Genomic DNA, 14,199 nt, shown 5'->3' with positions numbered 1-14,199 from the left:
AAGCTAGCACAGGTGCCGATTTTCAGGCGGTCTGAAGAAATCGACATTGCAGTCCGATCGATCTATCATACGACCAAAAATTACTTAAGCAGGCTGCATTTTCGATGACAGAAGACCAATTGGACCGCATTGACAGGAACATCCTGTCGGCGCTGGCAAGCGACGGCAGGCTTTCCATGTCGGAGCTCGCCGCCAAGGTCGGCCTGTCCAAGACGCCGGTACAGGCGCGGGTGAAGCGGCTGGAGAAGGACGGCTATATCAGGGGTTACCAGGCGATCATCGACCGCGAGCGCATGGGCGAAGGCCATGTCGCCTTCGTCCAGGTGAAATTGTCCGACACACGTTCGGCCGCGCTCGATGCCTTCAACCGTGCCGTACAGGCCGTGCCCGAGATCGAGCAGTGCCACATGATGGCGTCGAGCTTCGACTACCTCTTGAAGGTGCGGACCCGGGACATCGCCGCCTACCGCCGCGTGCTCGGCGAACGCATCTCCGCCCTGCCCCATGTCGCCCAGACCTCGACCTTCGTAGCGATGGAGACGGTGAAGGACCGGTAGGCTTTCAGTGACCGGCGCGTGACTTCGGCTTGCCGGACTCGAAGCTGATGCGAAGCTTCGAGCCGGTCGCCTTGGCGAAACGCTGCAAGGTTCGGGTCGAGGGCATGTTTCGACCACTCTCCAGGCGAGCAATCACGGCCTGCGTCGTCCCCATCGCCGCTGCGACCTCTTCCTGCGTCATGTCGGCTTCGCCGCGAGCCTTGATCAAAGCTTCGGCGATCGCGAATTCCTCCTCCAACGCTTCATATTCAGCAACGAACACCGGATCCTTGAACCAATCCTTGGCGGCTTCCTCGACGGGAATTGCTTTCCGGTTCATAGAACCTCCTTTGCTCTCTTCAGAGCCAGTTCGATCTCGCTTCGTGGCGTTTTCTGGGTCTTCTTGGTGAACACCCGCACGATAACTACACGGCGTTCGGTCGCCGTCACATAGACCGCCCGTGCAATGCCGTCGCGGCCCTTCATCCGCATTTCCCAAGCCTGCCTTCCAAGTGTTTCACATAAGGCTCATGCACTTTCTGCAGGCCATGAGCCTCGATCAAGCGCGATATCCGCAGAAAGCTAGCAAGAATGTCTTTCGGCTGAGCCTCGAGTTCCTGCCGAACTTCGATATTCAGAAACTCGACCACCCAGCCCATCAACCGGAGTATATCTTTTTTGCAATATTCTTCAACGGCAAATTGTTGGCCGAACTCATTCCGATAGCGTCTTCAAAAACGCCACCAATGCCGCGCGCTCGCGGTCCGACAGCTCCAGCGGATGAATTTCGGATGTCCCCTCCACACTGGGGGCAGCCTTGGCATAATGCGCCACCACCTCGTCGAGCGACGCAAACTGACCGGCATGCATGTAGGGCGGCCGCGTCGCCGCGCCACGCAGCGAAGGCGTCTTGTAGGCACGCACCAATTCCGGCGTATCCTTGACCATGAACCGCAATTCGCCGCAGGCGCCGACATCGCCATCGCGGTAAGCGCCGAAGCAGTTGAACGGGTCGGCCTGAACTTGGGCCACCGCATCGACGCGGCCGCGATCCGGCGGCAGGCCCTTGACCGGCGGCACGCCGGTGTTGTGGAACCCATTGTCGGTAAAGCGCGGCCCATTGTGGCAGGTCACGCAATTGGCCTTGCCAATGAACAGTTTCAGGCCGAGGATTTCCTCCCGGGAGAAGGCGTCGCCTTTCGGCTCGGCGCCGGTCACCAGGTCCAGCGCGAACCGGTCGAAGCGGGTCTGCGGCGGCTCGATCGAGCGTTCGAAGGCAGCAATTGCCTTGCCGATGTTGGCGAACACCCGGTTTGTCGCGTCGCGCTGCTGGTCGCTCATGGCGCTCCATGCAGCCTTCTCGGCATCGCTGCCGAGCGGACTGGCATTGGCTGGTATGCCGGACAGATCGGGCAACGGGCCGAAGATGCGCTCATAGCGCTCACCGAATCGCGCCTTGATGTAATGCGCATAGGCGGCACGGTTTCCCGCCTGCTCCAACGGGTTCTCCAGCGGCGTCAGCGCCTGCGCCCACAGGCTGTCGCGCCGTCCGTCCCAGAAAAACCAGGGATCGCGAGCGATGCCGGCGAGCGGCATGGTACGCCGGTTCGTGCGGCCAACGCCAACCGCCTGCGGCAGGCCGTCCTGGAACTGCCGGTCGATCTTGTGGCAGGTCGAGCAGGACACAGTGCCGTCGCGGCTCATGCTGGCGTCGAAGAACAGCGTCGAACCCAGGGCGGCGGCGGCCGGGACATCGGCGAAACGGTTCGTGGTGTCGGGTTTCAGGGCCGGCAGCCTCGACAGCGCCAGCGAGGCGATGGTCTTTTTCTCGGCATCGGAAAAATCCGGCTTGCCGCAGCCGGCAAGAACAGCCATCGCCGTCACGACGAAAAAGCGCGCAAGACGCCTCATCCGCGGCTCACAGCACGACGTTGAAGACGACCGTATCCGACCCAGCCGTCGCGGAGATGGCAAAATGCAGCTGCCACCAGCCGCTCATGGTGAATTTCACTCCTTCGATGCGATAGCGCCCGTCGCCGAGATAGTCCGTCGCCTGCGGGCTGGTCGGCAGGCCGTGGCGGTGTTGCGGCATGCCTCCGGATACCGCGATGGCGGCCCCTTCCACCGGCGCCCCGGCTACCGTCTTCAACGTCAACAGCCAGGATTCCAGCTCGCCTTGACGGACAACGCCGCGTTCCGGCGCGAAGCTCGCCATGAACAACCCGTTCTCGGTCTTTTTGGTTCGGGACATATCCGGGCCGGCAACCTGCGCGGTTCGTGGTGCGGTCAGATAGACCACTGCCAGGATGCCAGCCAGCAAGGCTGCCAGACCAAGACCCGCCAAAAGATAACGCCATATCGAAGCCAAGCCGGTTCCTCTTCAGGGGATAACGTTTTGCCGCACGGATCGCATCCCGCCAAACCTGTTGGAATCGCCGGTGACGGAAAAAACCGCCCTTGCCAACCATGGCGCTCTACTCTCCAAAAAGCTACAGCAGCATCGTAACAGGGGAATGGATGATGATCGGCAAAGGTGTCGCCTCGATCGGCGAATGCATGATCGAGCTTTCGGGCCAAACGGGTTCGAACTGGCGCATGGGATTTGCCGGCGACACGTTCAATACGCTGTGGGCCCTGCATGCGCTGAGTGGAAGGCCTGCGACCTACGTGTCGGCTTTCGGAGACGATCCTTTCTCGCAAGACCAGATCGGCTTCTTCGCGGACAACGGCATCAGCATTGGCGAAAGCCCTGTTATCCCGGGGGCCCGGCCCGGCCTCTATGCCATCACGCTGACCGGCGCTGAGCGCTCCTTCACCTATTGGCGTGGCGATGCGGCTGCCAGGCAGCTTGCCTCCAATCCGGCTGCGTTAGCAAAAAGCCTTGAAAAACAGTCGCTTGTCTACTTTTCCGGAATCACTTTGGGGATTCTGGACTCCGCTGCGCGCGCCACGTTGCTATCGGCCGTGGCCGAGGCGCGATCCGCGGGGTCGCTGATCGCCTTCGATCCCAACTACCGGCCACGGCTGTGGCGCGATCGCGAGGAGGCGCAAACCGCGATCCTGGAGGCGCTCGCCGTCACCGACATCGCATTGCCGACTTTCCCGGACGAGCAGATGCTGTTCGGCGATGAAGCGCCGCAGGCAACGGCTGGGCGGCTCGGGCAACTGGTCGGCGAAGTCGTGGTCAAGAACGGCGAACAGCCGGCGCTGATCGTCGAGGACGGGACGCTGCGGGAGGTTCATGCGATCCATGTGACCACGCCCGTCGACACGACGGGCGCGGGCGATTCCTTCAATGGCGGCTATCTCGCCGCGCGTCTCGCCGGGCACGCCCCCGTGGAGGCTGCGAAACGCGCGCACCGTGTCGCGGCCAGCGTGGTGCAGGTGCGCGGCGCGTTGGCGCCGTTCGAGACTTTGCGGGCTGCATTCGAGATGGATTGAGGGTCAGGGCAGCCGGAACCGATATTCCGTCACGTGATGATAGATTGCGCCAGGCCACAGCGTCGCCTGCGGGAAATAGGGCCGGTTCGGTGCGTCCGGCCATATTTGCGGCTCCAGGCAGAAACCGCAGAAAGCTTTGTGGTTTCGCCCCTCCAGCCCCGTGCGCGGCGTCACGTATTGGCCGGTATAGAGCTGGACGCCGGGCTCCGTGGTCCACAACTCCATCTCGACGCCGGAGCTCGCTCCTTGCACCCACGCCGCCTGTTTGAGCGGCCCGCGCGCCGAGGCGAGGCAGAAATTCTGGTCATAGGCAAGCTGCTCGCCTTCGGTCTCCATGCGCAGCGGCCGTGCCTGGCGGAAATCGAAAGGCGTGCCGTCGACAGGCTTCACCGTACCCGTCGGAATCATTTCGCCATCCACGGGCAGATAGGCGCCGGCATTAAGCATCAGCCGGTGATCGAGGATGTCGCCCGTCCCGCCATCATCGAGGTTGAAGTAGGAATGCTGCGTGAGATTGCACAGCGTCGGCTCCTCGCATGTGGCTGATATCTCGACGCTGAGCGTGCCGGGGATCTTCAGCCGGTAGGTGCAGGTGACGTCGAGCGCACCAGGAAAGCCCATCGTGCCGTCGGGATCGTGCAGCGTCAGCGTGACGAAGTCCCGGCCGTGCAGCGAAACCGTCCACGGCCGATGGAAAAAGCCTTGCGAGCCGCCATGCAGCGTGTGCTTGTCGAGAAAATTGCGTTCGGTCTGGTAGCGCTTGCCGGCGATGGTGAAACGGCCGTCGCGGATGCGGTTGGCATAGCGGCCGACGACCGCGCCGAAGAAAGCCGTGTCGGTTTCATAAGATGATAGATTGTCATAGCCGAGCACCAGAGGCGCATCGTGGCCGGCTAGGCGCAGGTCCTGGATGATCGCGCCGAGCCCGAGGATATTGGCGCTAAGCCCGCCGCCTCTGATCGTGAACCGGCGAACCGGTTCGCCCGCCTGGGTGGTGCCGAAAACCTCGCCGTCCTTCATTGCCATGCCCGCAAACGTCAGTTGATCCAGACGGCCCGTTTCGTAGCCGGGACAGGCAGATCACAGGCTGCCTGTCCCGGCGACACTCTATCAGAGGCCGAGGCCGCCGATGCAGACATATTTGGTATCGAGGTAATCCTCGATGCCCTGATGTCCGCCTTCCTTGCCGAGCCCGGACTCCTTGACGCCGCCGAACGGCGCTTCCGGCGTGGTGATCAGGCCTTCATTGACGCCGACCATGCCATATTTCAGCCCTTCCATGACGCGGAAGGCGCGGCCAAGATCGCCGGTGTAGAAATAGCAGGCGAGGCCGAATTCGGTGTCGTTGGCAAGCGCGATCGCCTCTTCCTCGGTCTCGAACCTGAAGACGGGCGCCACCGGCCCGAATATTTCTTCCTTCATGAAGCGCATCTTGGGCGTCGCATCGGCGATGACGGTCGGCTGGAAGAACGAGCCGCCGAGCGCATGGCGCTTGCCGCCGGCGACGATCTTGCCGCCCTTCGAAGTCGCGTCGGCGATCAGTTCCTCGACCTTCTCCACGGCTTTCTCGTCGATCAACGGTCCCTGCTGCACGCCTTCCTCCAGCCCGGAGCCGACCTTCAGCCTGTCGCTGGCGGCAGCCAGCTTCTCGACGAACCGGTCATAGACGCCGGCCTGGACAAGGAAGCGGTTCGTACAGACGCAGGTCTGGCCCGAATTGCGATACTTGGCCGTGATCGCACCGGCGACGGCGCGATCGATGTCGGCGTCGTCGAAGACGATGAACGGCGCATTGCCGCCGAGCTCCATCGACACCTTCTTCACGGTGACGGACGACTTCTGGATCAGGATCTTGCCGACCTCGGTCGAGCCGGTAAAGGTGATCTTCTTGACCAGCGGATTGGCGCAGATCTCATCGCCGATCTCGCCGGCCGCGCCGGTCAGGATGTTGATCACGCCCTTGGGGAAGCCGACCTCCTCGGCCAGCGCACCCCAGGCGAGACCGGAGTAAGGCGTCTGCGAGGCGGGCTTGACCACGGCGGTGCAACCCGCGGCGAGCGCCGGGCCGAGCTTGCGGGCCAGCATCGAGGACGGGAAATTCCACGGCGTGATGGCGGCGATGACGCCGACCGGTTCCTTGGTGACCAGGATGCGGCGGTCCGCCCATGGCGACGGCACGACATCGCCATAGGTGCGACGGCCCTCTTCGGCGAACCATAGGATGTAGGAGGCGGCCGAGCCGATTTCGCCCTTCGATTCGAACAGCGACTTGCCCTGTTCGATGGTCAGGAGCTCCGCCAGAACGTCCTGATTGTCCATCATCGCATCGTGCAGCTTGCGCAGCAGCTTCGAGCGCTCGAGCGCGGTGGTCTTGCGCCAGGTCTTGAAAGCTTCGTCGGCGGCTTCGATGGCGCGGCGGGTCTCGACCTTGCCTGCCTTGGGCACGGTGCCGATCTTGAGGCCGGTTGCCGGATTGGTGACGTCGACCGTCTGGCCGCTGTCGGCCTGTACCCATTCGCCGTTGATGAGATTGGCCTGGCGCATGAAATGGCTGGTCTTCTGAAGCATGGTCTAGCCTCCGTTCGGCGCACTGACGGGCCGCTATCTGGATGTCTTCGATTAGCGCATCTGGCGCTGGGGCCATTGCTCTTAACCTAGGGAAAGCCCCGCAAGCAATCGCAAGATGGCATATAGGGGTTATGCCAGTACAAGGCGAGGTCCGGGGCCTGATTTCACCGCCAACACCTCGCGTCGAACCAGATTCACGCCGAACGGCTCAGACCCTGGTCATTCATGTCAGCCGAAGACGTGCACGCTCACCGCCAGCCAGAAAGCAGTGGTGACGACCGCGCTCGCGGTCGCGATGGTCATCTGGTTCGAAGCCAGCGCCTGGCCTGTGTTGAACTGCACGGCAATGAGATAGGAATTGATGCCGGATGGCAGCGCCGCCACCACGACCGCTACCTTGGCGGTCAAGGGCGGCAGGCCGAGCAACCAGACGAAGATCAGAACCAGCGCCGGCATCAGGAACAGCTTCAGCGTCGATAGCGCCAGCGCCGGGCGGACATTACCCGATATGCCGAAGCGGCGCAGGCTGAGCCCCATGGCGAACAGCGCCACCGGCCCGGCGGTGTCGGCCAGCGCATCGACCAGCCGCATGACAAGTTCGGGCAGCGGCATGCCGCTGAAACGCCATGCGAGACCCAAAAGGATGCCGATGATCAGTGGATTGATGAACAGCCGCCTCAGGAAATTGCGGATGATGCGCACGGGATGCACATGCTCGCCGCCGCCGCGGCCGAACATCTCGAACAACACGATCGAGGCCATCATCATGACAGGCAGATGCACGGAAACCAGGAGCGACAGCACCTCGAATCCGTCCCGCCCGAATATGCCGAGAATGAACGGCGCGCCAAGCAGGACAACATTGGAATAGGCCGACGACACGCCGCCGACGACTCCGGCGCGTGCGTCCCGTCCGAATATCCGCGTGGTGACGACATGGCCGACGGCCCAGGTGATTGCCACCGCCGCGAAATAGGCTCCCCATAGGGACCATGGCGCCACACCGTGGAAATCGGCATTCACCATCGTCTGGAACAACAGCAGCGGCATCGCAACGCTGACCGCGAAGTCGGCTATCCCCTCGCCGCTCGCCGGCTTCAGATAGCCGGTGAGCCCGGCGAGGTAGCCGAGCGCGACAAGGCTGAAGACGAATAGGACGGTTTCGGTAAGCGGAGACATTTTTCCAGGGATAGGCGAGCCACGGTCGCTGCGCAATCGCGCCCGAATTTCTTCGATAATGCCAGGCAGGGCTTCGCCGAAGCGGGCTACACGATCCCCATCCCGCTCACCGGCCGGAAGATCGATCTTCTGACGCCGTGATGACGAAGACGTGAGGCCGCGGAGGGCCGCAGGCCTTTCGCTTGTCTTTGTACCTGCTTTCCGATCCCTATATGCGGGTGGCCGGTGCCCGGCTTCTGGAAGGATTACGATGATCCGATTTGCCTTGGCGTTGTTCCTGTTTGGCGTGCCCGTTGCAGCGCATGCGACGGACGCCGGCTGGGCGCTGCTGCGCGATGGCGGCCATGTCGTGCTTCTGCGCCATGCCATGGTCACCGGCACCACGGATCCCGCCAATTTCGATATCGACCGCTGCGCCACCCAGGTCAATTTGTCGGCACGCGGCAAGCAGCAGTCGAGCAAGATCGGCGCCTTGCTTGCCGCCCGTGCCGCCCCGGTCGAGCGCGTGCTGTCCAGTCGCTATTGCCGCTGCCTCGACACCGCGCGCATCGCCTTCGAGACCGAGCCGGAGCCTTTCGCGCCGCTCGACCTGCTGAAGGGCGACGCGGCGCAGAAGGCGGCGCAACTCGCCGCGATCGTGAAGGAAATCCGTGCCTATTCCGGCTCCGATAACCTGGTCATGGTCACTCATCTGGAAAATATCACGGCGTTGACGGGTGTCTCGCCGCGCGAGGGCGAAGCCGTTGTCGTCGAGCCGCAGGGCGATGGCCTGCGCGTGCTCGGCCGCGTTACGTTCTAATCGGGGCCGAGCGGCGCATCAGCGAACTGCCACGCGTCGATGAGGACTTGCGACAGAGGTAATGTTGCCAAAATACCAACGAAAAAGGATGCCACGCTCGGGCCGCGACAATGAGGCCAACATCATCCGCCGCCGCCAGCCATGGACGGGCCGCCGGGTTGACCGGCGGCCCGTCTTGCGTTTCTTGGGCACGCTACCCATCTGCACCCGGCGTATCAGGCCTTTTCCTGCCGGGAAAAACCGATTAGACAGCGCCCAAACAAGATGCGGACAGATTCCGCCCGCAACCGAAGGAAAAGCCCTTGTCCACCACGTTCGACAAAGTCGCCAAGATCATTGCCGACACCAGCGAGATCGACATCGACACCATCACGCCCGAGAGCCACACGATCGACGATCTCGGCATCGACAGCCTCGATTTCCTCGACATAGTCTTTGCCATCGACAAGGAATTCGGTATCAAGGTGCCGCTGGAGAAGTGGACCCAGGAAGTCAATGACGGCAAGGCTTCGACGGACGATTACTTTGTTATGAAGAACCTGTGCGCCAAGATCGACGCACTGGTCGCCGCCAAGACCGCCTGATCCGTACCCGATCATCCATGAGCCCCCGCGACGTCGTCATCACCGGCATTGGCCTTGTCTCCTCGTTGGGAGAAGGCCCGGATGAACACTGGCGCAAGCTCACTCAACCGGGTCAGAAGCCGGTGCTCGAAGCCGAGCGTTTCGCGCCCTACACCGTCCATCCGCTGCCGGAGATCGACTGGAACCTGCAGATCGCCAAGCGCGGCGACCAGCGCCAGATGGAAACCTGGCAGAGGCTCGGCACCTATGCCGCGGGTCTTGCGCTGGACGATGCCGGCATCAAGGGCAATGACGAACTCTGCACGACCATGGACATGGTCGTGGCCGCCGGCGGCGGCGAGCGCGACGAAGCGGTCGACGCCGCGATCCTGGCCGCCTCGGAAAACCGCAATGATCGTGACGTGCTGCTCAACGAGAAGCTCACCACCGAACTGCGTCCCACCCTGTTCCTGGCGCAGCTTTCCAATCTGCTCGCCGGCAACATCTCCATCGTCCACAAGGTGACGGGATCGTCCAGGACCTTCATGGGCGAGGAAGGCGCCGGCGTAGCCGCCGTCGAGACGGCTGCCGCGCGCATTCGTTCCGGCCAGTCGACGCATATACTGGTAGGCGGCGCCTTCCAGACCGAACATTCCGATATGTTGCTCGGCTATGAGCTTGCCGGCTACCTGCATCGCGGCGCCTGGAAGCCGGTCTGGCAGCGGCAAGGCGCCGAAGGCGGCGGCGTTGTGTCGGGATCCGGCGGCGCCTTCCTGGTGCTGGAGCAGCGCGAACACGCGGCAAGCCGGGGGCGCAGGATCTATGCCGAACTCGGCCCGGTCGTCTCCGGCCGTGCCAGGCGGCGGCAGGGCGAGCTCGATTCCGAAATCGCCGCGCTGCTCAAGAAGACCGCCGTACCGGATGGCGGCTTGCTTTCGCTATCGGGCGCGTCGGGCGCTCACGCGGCCACCGTCGCCGAGAAGTCGGCATTCGACGCCAATCCGGCGATCGCGGCGCGCGGCTTCGCGACGCTGACCGGCCACATGAAGGAAGCGCAGTTTCCCTTCGCCGTGGCGCTGGCGGCGCTCGCAGTCGACCGCAAGGCCGCCTACCCGGTTTTCGATGCCGCTGCCGAGAAACCGTTTGAAGGCATTCCAAGAAGCGTCCTTGCAACGGCGATCGGCTACCACCAATTCGAGGGCATGGCGCTGGTCAACGCCGCATAGAGCGGCCAGCCACATTACAACGATAAAGGTTAGGGCTTCCGAATGGCCAATCTCAGAGATCACATGGGCAGGCCGATCGTTGCCGTCACAGGCATCGGCGTGGTTACTTCCCTTGGAGCCGGGAAATCAGACAATTGGGCGGCGCTGACCTCGGGCAGATCGGGCATCCACCCGATCACCCGCTTCCCTGTCGACCACCTCAACACCCGCATTTCCGGCATGGTCGATTTCCTTGCGTCGAGTTCGAAGGGCGCCAGCCCCCTCACCTATGAACTGGCGGAGACCGCCGCGCAGGAAGCTGTTGCCGAAGCCGGCCTCAATTCCAGCGACTTCGGCGGACCGCTGTTTCTGGCCTCGCCGCCGGTCGAACTCGACTGGCATGAGCGGTTCGCGCTCTACAATTCCGACAAGCACGACGCCGGTGCCGAAAGGCTGCTTCGGGTGGCGCGCGGATTGAAGGAGCTCGATACTTTCGAGACCACGCAGTTCGGCTCGATCGCCGACCGGCTCGCCGACCGTTTCGGCACGCGCGGCCTGCCGATCACGCTGTCGACCGCTTGCGCCTCCGGCGCCACCGCCATCCAGCTCGGCGTCGAGGCGATCCGCCGCGGTGAGTGCGATCGGGCGCTGTCGATCGGCGCCGATGGTTCGGCGACCGCCGAGGCGCTGATCCGCTTCTCGCTGCTGTCGGCGCTCTCGACCCACAACGACATCCCGGAAAAGGCCTCCAAACCCTTCTCCAAGGACCGCGACGGCTTCGTGCTGGCCGAAGGTTCCGGCGCTCTGGTGCTGGAATCGTTGGAAGCAGCGCTCGCCCGCGGAGCGAGCGTTCTGGGCATTCTGCGCGGCTGCGGCGAAAAGGCGGACGATTTCCACCGCACTCGCTCCAAGCCGGATGGTTCGCCGGCCATAGCGGCGGTGCGCGCCGCCCTTGCCGATGCCGGCCTGGGCGAGGACGAGATCGACTATGTCAACGCGCACGGCACCTCGACGCCGGAAAACGACAAGATGGAGCACCTCTCGCTGTCGACGGTGTTCGGCGAACGGATCGGCTCGATGCCGATCTCGTCCAACAAGTCGATGATCGGCCATACGCTGTCCGCCGCCGGGGCCGTGGAAGCGGCGTTTTCCCTGATGACCATGCGCGAAGGCGTCATTCCGCCGACCATCAACTACGACAATCCCGATCCGGCGATCGTGCTCGATGTCGTGCCGAACAAGAAGCGCAATGCGCAGGTCGGCACCGTGCTTTCGAACTCCTTCGGCTTCGGCGGCCAGAACACTTGCCTTGTCATGGCGCGGGAACCGGTCTAAGCGAGCCGCTTCCGCTAGAACAGAACCGACAGGCTCCATGCGCGCACTGCAACTTATCGAGGACCGCCGTCTTGAAACGGTGGACCTGCCGCCCCCGCCGCCGCCCGCGCTCGGCGAAGTGACGCTGCGCATCAAGGCAGTGGCGCTGAACCACATCGACGTCTGGGGCTGGCGCGGCATGGCTTTCGCCAAGCGCAAGCTGCCGCTGGTCGTCGGCGCGGAAGCCTCCGGCGAGGTCGAGACCGTCGGCCCCGGCGTTTCAGGCCTGCTGCCGGGGCAGATGGTATCGATCTACGGCGCGCGCACCTGCGGTCTCTGCCGCGCCTGCCGCGAAGGCCGCGACAATCTTTGCGAACACGTCTCGGGCGTTCACGGCTTCCATCTCGACGGCTTCGCGCAGGAGAAGATCAACCTGCCTGCGCGCCTGCTGGTCCCCGCCCCCCCGGGCGTGAGCGAGATCGGCGCGGCCGTCGCCCCCGTCACTTTCGGCACCGTCGAACACATGCTGTTCGACAATGCCAGGCTCGAGCCCGGCGAGACGATCCTTGTCCATGCCGGCGGATCCGGCATCGGCTCGGCCGCAATCCAGCTGGCGAAGCGGATGGGCTGCACGGTCATCACCACGGTCGGCTCGGACGACAAGATCGACAAGGCCAAGGCGCTCGGCGCCGATCATGTCATCAACTACCGTGACGACCGGTTCGAGGGCGTCGTACGCAAGCTGACCAGGAAGAAGGGCGTCGACGTCGTGTTCGAACATGTCGGCGCGGACACTTTTGCAGGCTCGATGCTGTGCCTGAGGCGCGGCGGCCGGCTCGTCACCTGCGGCTCGACGTCGGGCGTGTCGACGCAGGTCAACCTGATGCAGCTCTTCCAGCAGCAGTTGAAGCTGCTCGGTTCGTTCGGCTGCCGCATGGAGAACATGGCCAACGCCATGCAGAAGATGGCGGCGGGACAGGTCGCACCCGTCATCGACACCGAAGTCGGCTTCGACGACATCGACGCCGCGCTGAAGCGCATGGAAGGCCGCGACGTCTTTGGCAAGATCATCCTGCGCGTCGTCTAGGCCCTGACTTCTGTGTTGAAGAAGCTTCGCCGCGACCTGATGTTCCGCTACGGCCGGCAGTTGCGCCGGTTCGAGCACTGGCTGGTTGCGCGCATTGCGATGATCATCATCTCGGTGCTGCGCCTGCTGCCGCCCGACAGCGCGCTGAATTTCGCCGACCGCGTCGCCCGCCGCATCGGTCCATGGGTCGGACGCCATAATGTGGCCGTCGAAAATCTGCGCAAGGCCTATCCGCAGAAGAGCGAAGCCGAGATCCAGGCCATCGCCTCCGACATGTGGGGCAACATGGCGCGGCTGGCCGCCGAATACATCTTCCTCGACGCCTTGTTCGATTACGATCCAGCCGCCGCCAGTCCCGGCCGCGTCGAGGTCAAGGGAGTAGACCACTTCGTGGAGATCGCGGCCGAAAAGAAGCCGCATATCGTCTTCACCGGGCATCTCGGCAATTTCGAATTGCTGCCGGTGGCGGCAGCCACGTTCGGCATGAATATCACCGCGCTGTTTCGCCCGCCCAATAATCCCTATTTGGCCGACTACATTCTCTCGACGCGCCGCGCGACGATGGGATCTTTGCTGCCCTCGATGGCGGGCGCTTCATTCGCGCTCGCCTCGGTATTGGAAAACGGCGGCAATATCGGGGTTCTTGTCGACCAGAAATTCACGGGCGGCCTGGAAACGACATTCTTCGGCCGCCCCTGCCAGAGCAATCGCGTGCTCGGCACACTTGCCCGTCACTATGATTGCGACGTCTACCCGGCGCGCTGCGTCAGGCTGCCGGGCAACCGCTTCAGGCTCGAGATAGAAGAGAAGCTGACATTACCGCGCACCGCCGATGGCAGCGTCGACGTGCGCGCCACCACCCAGCTCCTCAACGACGTGGTCGAGCGCTGGGTGCGCGAGGATCCCGGCCAGTGGATGTGGTTCCACAAGAGATGGGATATCAGCCGCAAGCGACGCAAGGCAAAGACCCGAAGCGCCTAACCTGAATCCGTCCGATGCGCCTCAGGCACAATGGCCGGCGTAGCAGTCAGTTCCTCACGACGATGCGCGTGTTGCCGAAGCCGACTTCTCGCACCATCGAGTAGAAAGCCGCCGCATTGGCCGTATGCAGCCGCACGCAGCCATGCGAGGCCGGTCGGCCGAGCTGCCTCACCGCGCCCGTTCCATGGATGGCATAGCCGCCGTGGAAGAACACGGAATAAGGCATCGGCGACATGTCGTATTTGCGCGAATACCACATCCGGGCCGTTCGCTGCGGCCGGTAGGTGCCGCGCGGCGTGAAGTAGCCGGGCCGGGCCGTGGACACGTTCCACCGGTAAACCTCCTGGCCGTACCTGACCGTCATTGTCTGCGACGACACGTCTATATTTGCAATGAGGCTGGCTGCCCAGCTCTGCACCGAAGCACCAAACAGCATCGTGACAAGTGCTGCTGCCATGAGAACTGTCTTTTTCATGCGATCAAACCCCCTTGATTGCCCCTTGCCTGCCTTCATGTCGTTTTTCAT

16 protein-coding genes are annotated in these 14,199 nt (G+C 63.3%); 8 read left to right on the top strand and 8 right to left on the bottom strand.

Annotation, left to right across the window (positions count from 1 at the left end):
• The first annotated feature begins 104 nt into the window (after positions 1-104).
• On the top strand, positions 105-557 hold the full coding sequence (locus tag FJ964_RS16700; protein WP_140551405.1) for an Lrp/AsnC ligand binding domain-containing protein: 453 nt from the start codon (positions 105-107) through the stop codon (positions 555-557).
• A gap of 4 nt (positions 558-561) precedes the next feature.
• On the opposite strand, the gene FJ964_RS16695 is transcribed toward FJ964_RS16700, so the two are convergent.
• The 4 genes from FJ964_RS16695 to FJ964_RS16680 all read right to left on the bottom strand — a co-directional run bounded on the left by FJ964_RS16695 (position 562) and on the right by FJ964_RS16680 (position 2,904).
• The gene (locus tag FJ964_RS16695) at positions 562-876 is read right to left on the bottom strand and encodes a helix-turn-helix transcriptional regulator (RefSeq protein WP_140551404.1); all 315 of its coding nucleotides are present in this window, start codon (positions 874-876) and stop codon (positions 562-564) included.
• Positions 873-1,022 carry a type II toxin-antitoxin system RelE/ParE family toxin gene (locus FJ964_RS31355; protein WP_246676190.1) on the bottom strand — a complete coding sequence of 50 codons (150 nt, stop codon included), beginning with the start codon at positions 1,020-1,022 and terminating at the stop codon, positions 873-875. Before FJ964_RS31355 ends, FJ964_RS16695 begins: the two co-directional genes overlap by 4 nt.
• Positions 1,023-1,250: 228 nt before the next feature.
• On the bottom strand, positions 1,251-2,447 hold the full coding sequence (locus tag FJ964_RS16685; protein WP_140551403.1) for a cytochrome c peroxidase: 1,197 nt from the start codon (positions 2,445-2,447) through the stop codon (positions 1,251-1,253).
• 7 nt (positions 2,448-2,454) lie between these two features.
• The gene (locus tag FJ964_RS16680) at positions 2,455-2,904 is read right to left on the bottom strand and encodes a FixH family protein (RefSeq protein WP_140551402.1); all 450 of its coding nucleotides are present in this window, start codon (positions 2,902-2,904) and stop codon (positions 2,455-2,457) included.
• 152 nt (positions 2,905-3,056) lie between these two features.
• On the opposite strand from FJ964_RS16680, the gene FJ964_RS16675 reads away from it, so the two are divergent.
• Positions 3,057-3,977 carry a sugar kinase gene (locus FJ964_RS16675; RefSeq protein WP_140551539.1) on the top strand — a complete coding sequence of 307 codons (921 nt, stop codon included), beginning with the start codon at positions 3,057-3,059 and terminating at the stop codon, positions 3,975-3,977.
• Positions 3,978-3,980: 3 nt separating this feature from the next.
• Here FJ964_RS16675 and FJ964_RS16670 read toward each other — a convergent pair whose 3' ends face one another.
• The 3 genes from FJ964_RS16670 to FJ964_RS16660 form a co-directional block, all read right to left on the bottom strand.
• Positions 3,981-5,003, bottom strand: coding sequence for an aldose epimerase family protein (locus FJ964_RS16670; RefSeq protein WP_140551401.1), 1,023 nt, complete (start codon positions 5,001-5,003; stop codon positions 3,981-3,983).
• 84 nt (positions 5,004-5,087) lie between these two features.
• Positions 5,088-6,545, bottom strand: coding sequence for an NAD-dependent succinate-semialdehyde dehydrogenase (locus FJ964_RS16665; RefSeq protein WP_140551400.1), 1,458 nt, complete (start codon positions 6,543-6,545; stop codon positions 5,088-5,090).
• A 228-nt stretch (positions 6,546-6,773) separates the two neighbouring features.
• Entirely contained in the window at positions 6,774-7,724 is a 951-nt protein-coding gene (locus FJ964_RS16660) for an AEC family transporter (RefSeq protein ID WP_140551399.1), read from the bottom strand.
• Positions 7,725-7,974: 250 nt separating this feature from the next.
• On the opposite strand from FJ964_RS16660, the gene FJ964_RS16655 reads away from it, so the two are divergent.
• From FJ964_RS16655 to FJ964_RS16630, 6 genes are all read left to right on the top strand, one after another.
• Complete coding sequence (locus FJ964_RS16655; RefSeq protein WP_140551398.1) at positions 7,975-8,523, top strand: histidine phosphatase family protein; 549 nt, start codon at positions 7,975-7,977, stop codon at positions 8,521-8,523.
• Between the two features lie 302 nt (positions 8,524-8,825).
• A complete protein-coding gene (locus FJ964_RS16650) occupies positions 8,826-9,107 on the top strand; it encodes an acyl carrier protein (protein ID WP_010909964.1) in 282 nt (93 codons plus the stop codon).
• 17 nt (positions 9,108-9,124) lie between these two features.
• Positions 9,125-10,312, top strand: a complete 1,188-nt coding sequence (locus FJ964_RS16645; RefSeq protein WP_140551397.1) for a beta-ketoacyl-ACP synthase — start codon at positions 9,125-9,127, stop codon at positions 10,310-10,312.
• Between the two features lie 42 nt (positions 10,313-10,354).
• Positions 10,355-11,626 (top strand): beta-ketoacyl-ACP synthase, encoded by a 1,272-nt coding sequence (locus FJ964_RS16640; protein WP_140517231.1) that lies wholly within the window; start codon positions 10,355-10,357, stop codon positions 11,624-11,626.
• Positions 11,627-11,663: 37 nt separating this feature from the next.
• On the top strand, positions 11,664-12,692 hold the full coding sequence (locus FJ964_RS16635) for a zinc-binding dehydrogenase (RefSeq protein ID WP_140551396.1): 1,029 nt from the start codon (positions 11,664-11,666) through the stop codon (positions 12,690-12,692).
• Positions 12,693-12,704: 12 nt separating this feature from the next.
• Positions 12,705-13,673 carry a lipid A biosynthesis lauroyl acyltransferase gene (locus FJ964_RS16630; RefSeq protein ID WP_224713347.1) on the top strand — a complete coding sequence of 323 codons (969 nt, stop codon included), beginning with the start codon at positions 12,705-12,707 and terminating at the stop codon, positions 13,671-13,673.
• Positions 13,674-13,719: 46 nt separating this feature from the next.
• On the opposite strand, the gene FJ964_RS16625 is transcribed toward FJ964_RS16630, so the two are convergent.
• The gene (locus tag FJ964_RS16625; protein ID WP_140551394.1) at positions 13,720-14,148 is read right to left on the bottom strand and encodes a L,D-transpeptidase; all 429 of its coding nucleotides are present in this window, start codon (positions 14,146-14,148) and stop codon (positions 13,720-13,722) included.
• Positions 14,149-14,199 lie beyond the last annotated feature (51 nt).

This window comes from Mesorhizobium sp. B2-3-2, assembly GCF_006442295.1.
Lineage (GTDB): Bacteria > Pseudomonadota > Alphaproteobacteria > Rhizobiales > Rhizobiaceae > Mesorhizobium.
This window is presented reverse-complemented; position numbering and strand designations above follow the sequence as displayed.

Excerpts from the sequence above, each read along its gene's own strand:
- FJ964_RS16700 (WP_140551405.1), top strand. The coding sequence starts at position 105 with ATGACAGAAGACCAATTGGACCGCATTGACAGGAACATCCTGTCGGCG.
- FJ964_RS16695 (WP_140551404.1), bottom strand. The coding sequence starts at position 876 with ATGAACCGGAAAGCAATTCCCGTCGAGGAAGCCGCCAAGGATTGGTTC.
- FJ964_RS31355 (WP_246676190.1), bottom strand. The coding sequence starts at position 1,022 with ATGAAGGGCCGCGACGGCATTGCACGGGCGGTCTATGTGACGGCGACC.
- FJ964_RS16685 (WP_140551403.1), bottom strand. The coding sequence starts at position 2,447 with ATGAGGCGTCTTGCGCGCTTTTTCGTCGTGACGGCGATGGCTGTTCTT.
- FJ964_RS16675 (WP_140551539.1), top strand. The coding sequence starts at position 3,057 with ATGATCGGCAAAGGTGTCGCCTCGATCGGCGAATGCATGATCGAGCTT.
- FJ964_RS16670 (WP_140551401.1), bottom strand. The coding sequence starts at position 5,003 with ATGGCAATGAAGGACGGCGAGGTTTTCGGCACCACCCAGGCGGGCGAA.
- FJ964_RS16665 (WP_140551400.1), bottom strand. The coding sequence starts at position 6,545 with ATGCTTCAGAAGACCAGCCATTTCATGCGCCAGGCCAATCTCATCAAC.
- FJ964_RS16660 (WP_140551399.1), bottom strand. The coding sequence starts at position 7,724 with ATGTCTCCGCTTACCGAAACCGTCCTATTCGTCTTCAGCCTTGTCGCG.
- FJ964_RS16655 (WP_140551398.1), top strand. The coding sequence starts at position 7,975 with ATGATCCGATTTGCCTTGGCGTTGTTCCTGTTTGGCGTGCCCGTTGCA.
- FJ964_RS16645 (WP_140551397.1), top strand. The coding sequence starts at position 9,125 with ATGAGCCCCCGCGACGTCGTCATCACCGGCATTGGCCTTGTCTCCTCG.
- FJ964_RS16640 (WP_140517231.1), top strand. The coding sequence starts at position 10,355 with ATGGCCAATCTCAGAGATCACATGGGCAGGCCGATCGTTGCCGTCACA.
- FJ964_RS16635 (WP_140551396.1), top strand. The coding sequence starts at position 11,664 with ATGCGCGCACTGCAACTTATCGAGGACCGCCGTCTTGAAACGGTGGAC.
- FJ964_RS16625 (WP_140551394.1), bottom strand. The coding sequence starts at position 14,148 with ATGAAAAAGACAGTTCTCATGGCAGCAGCACTTGTCACGATGCTGTTT.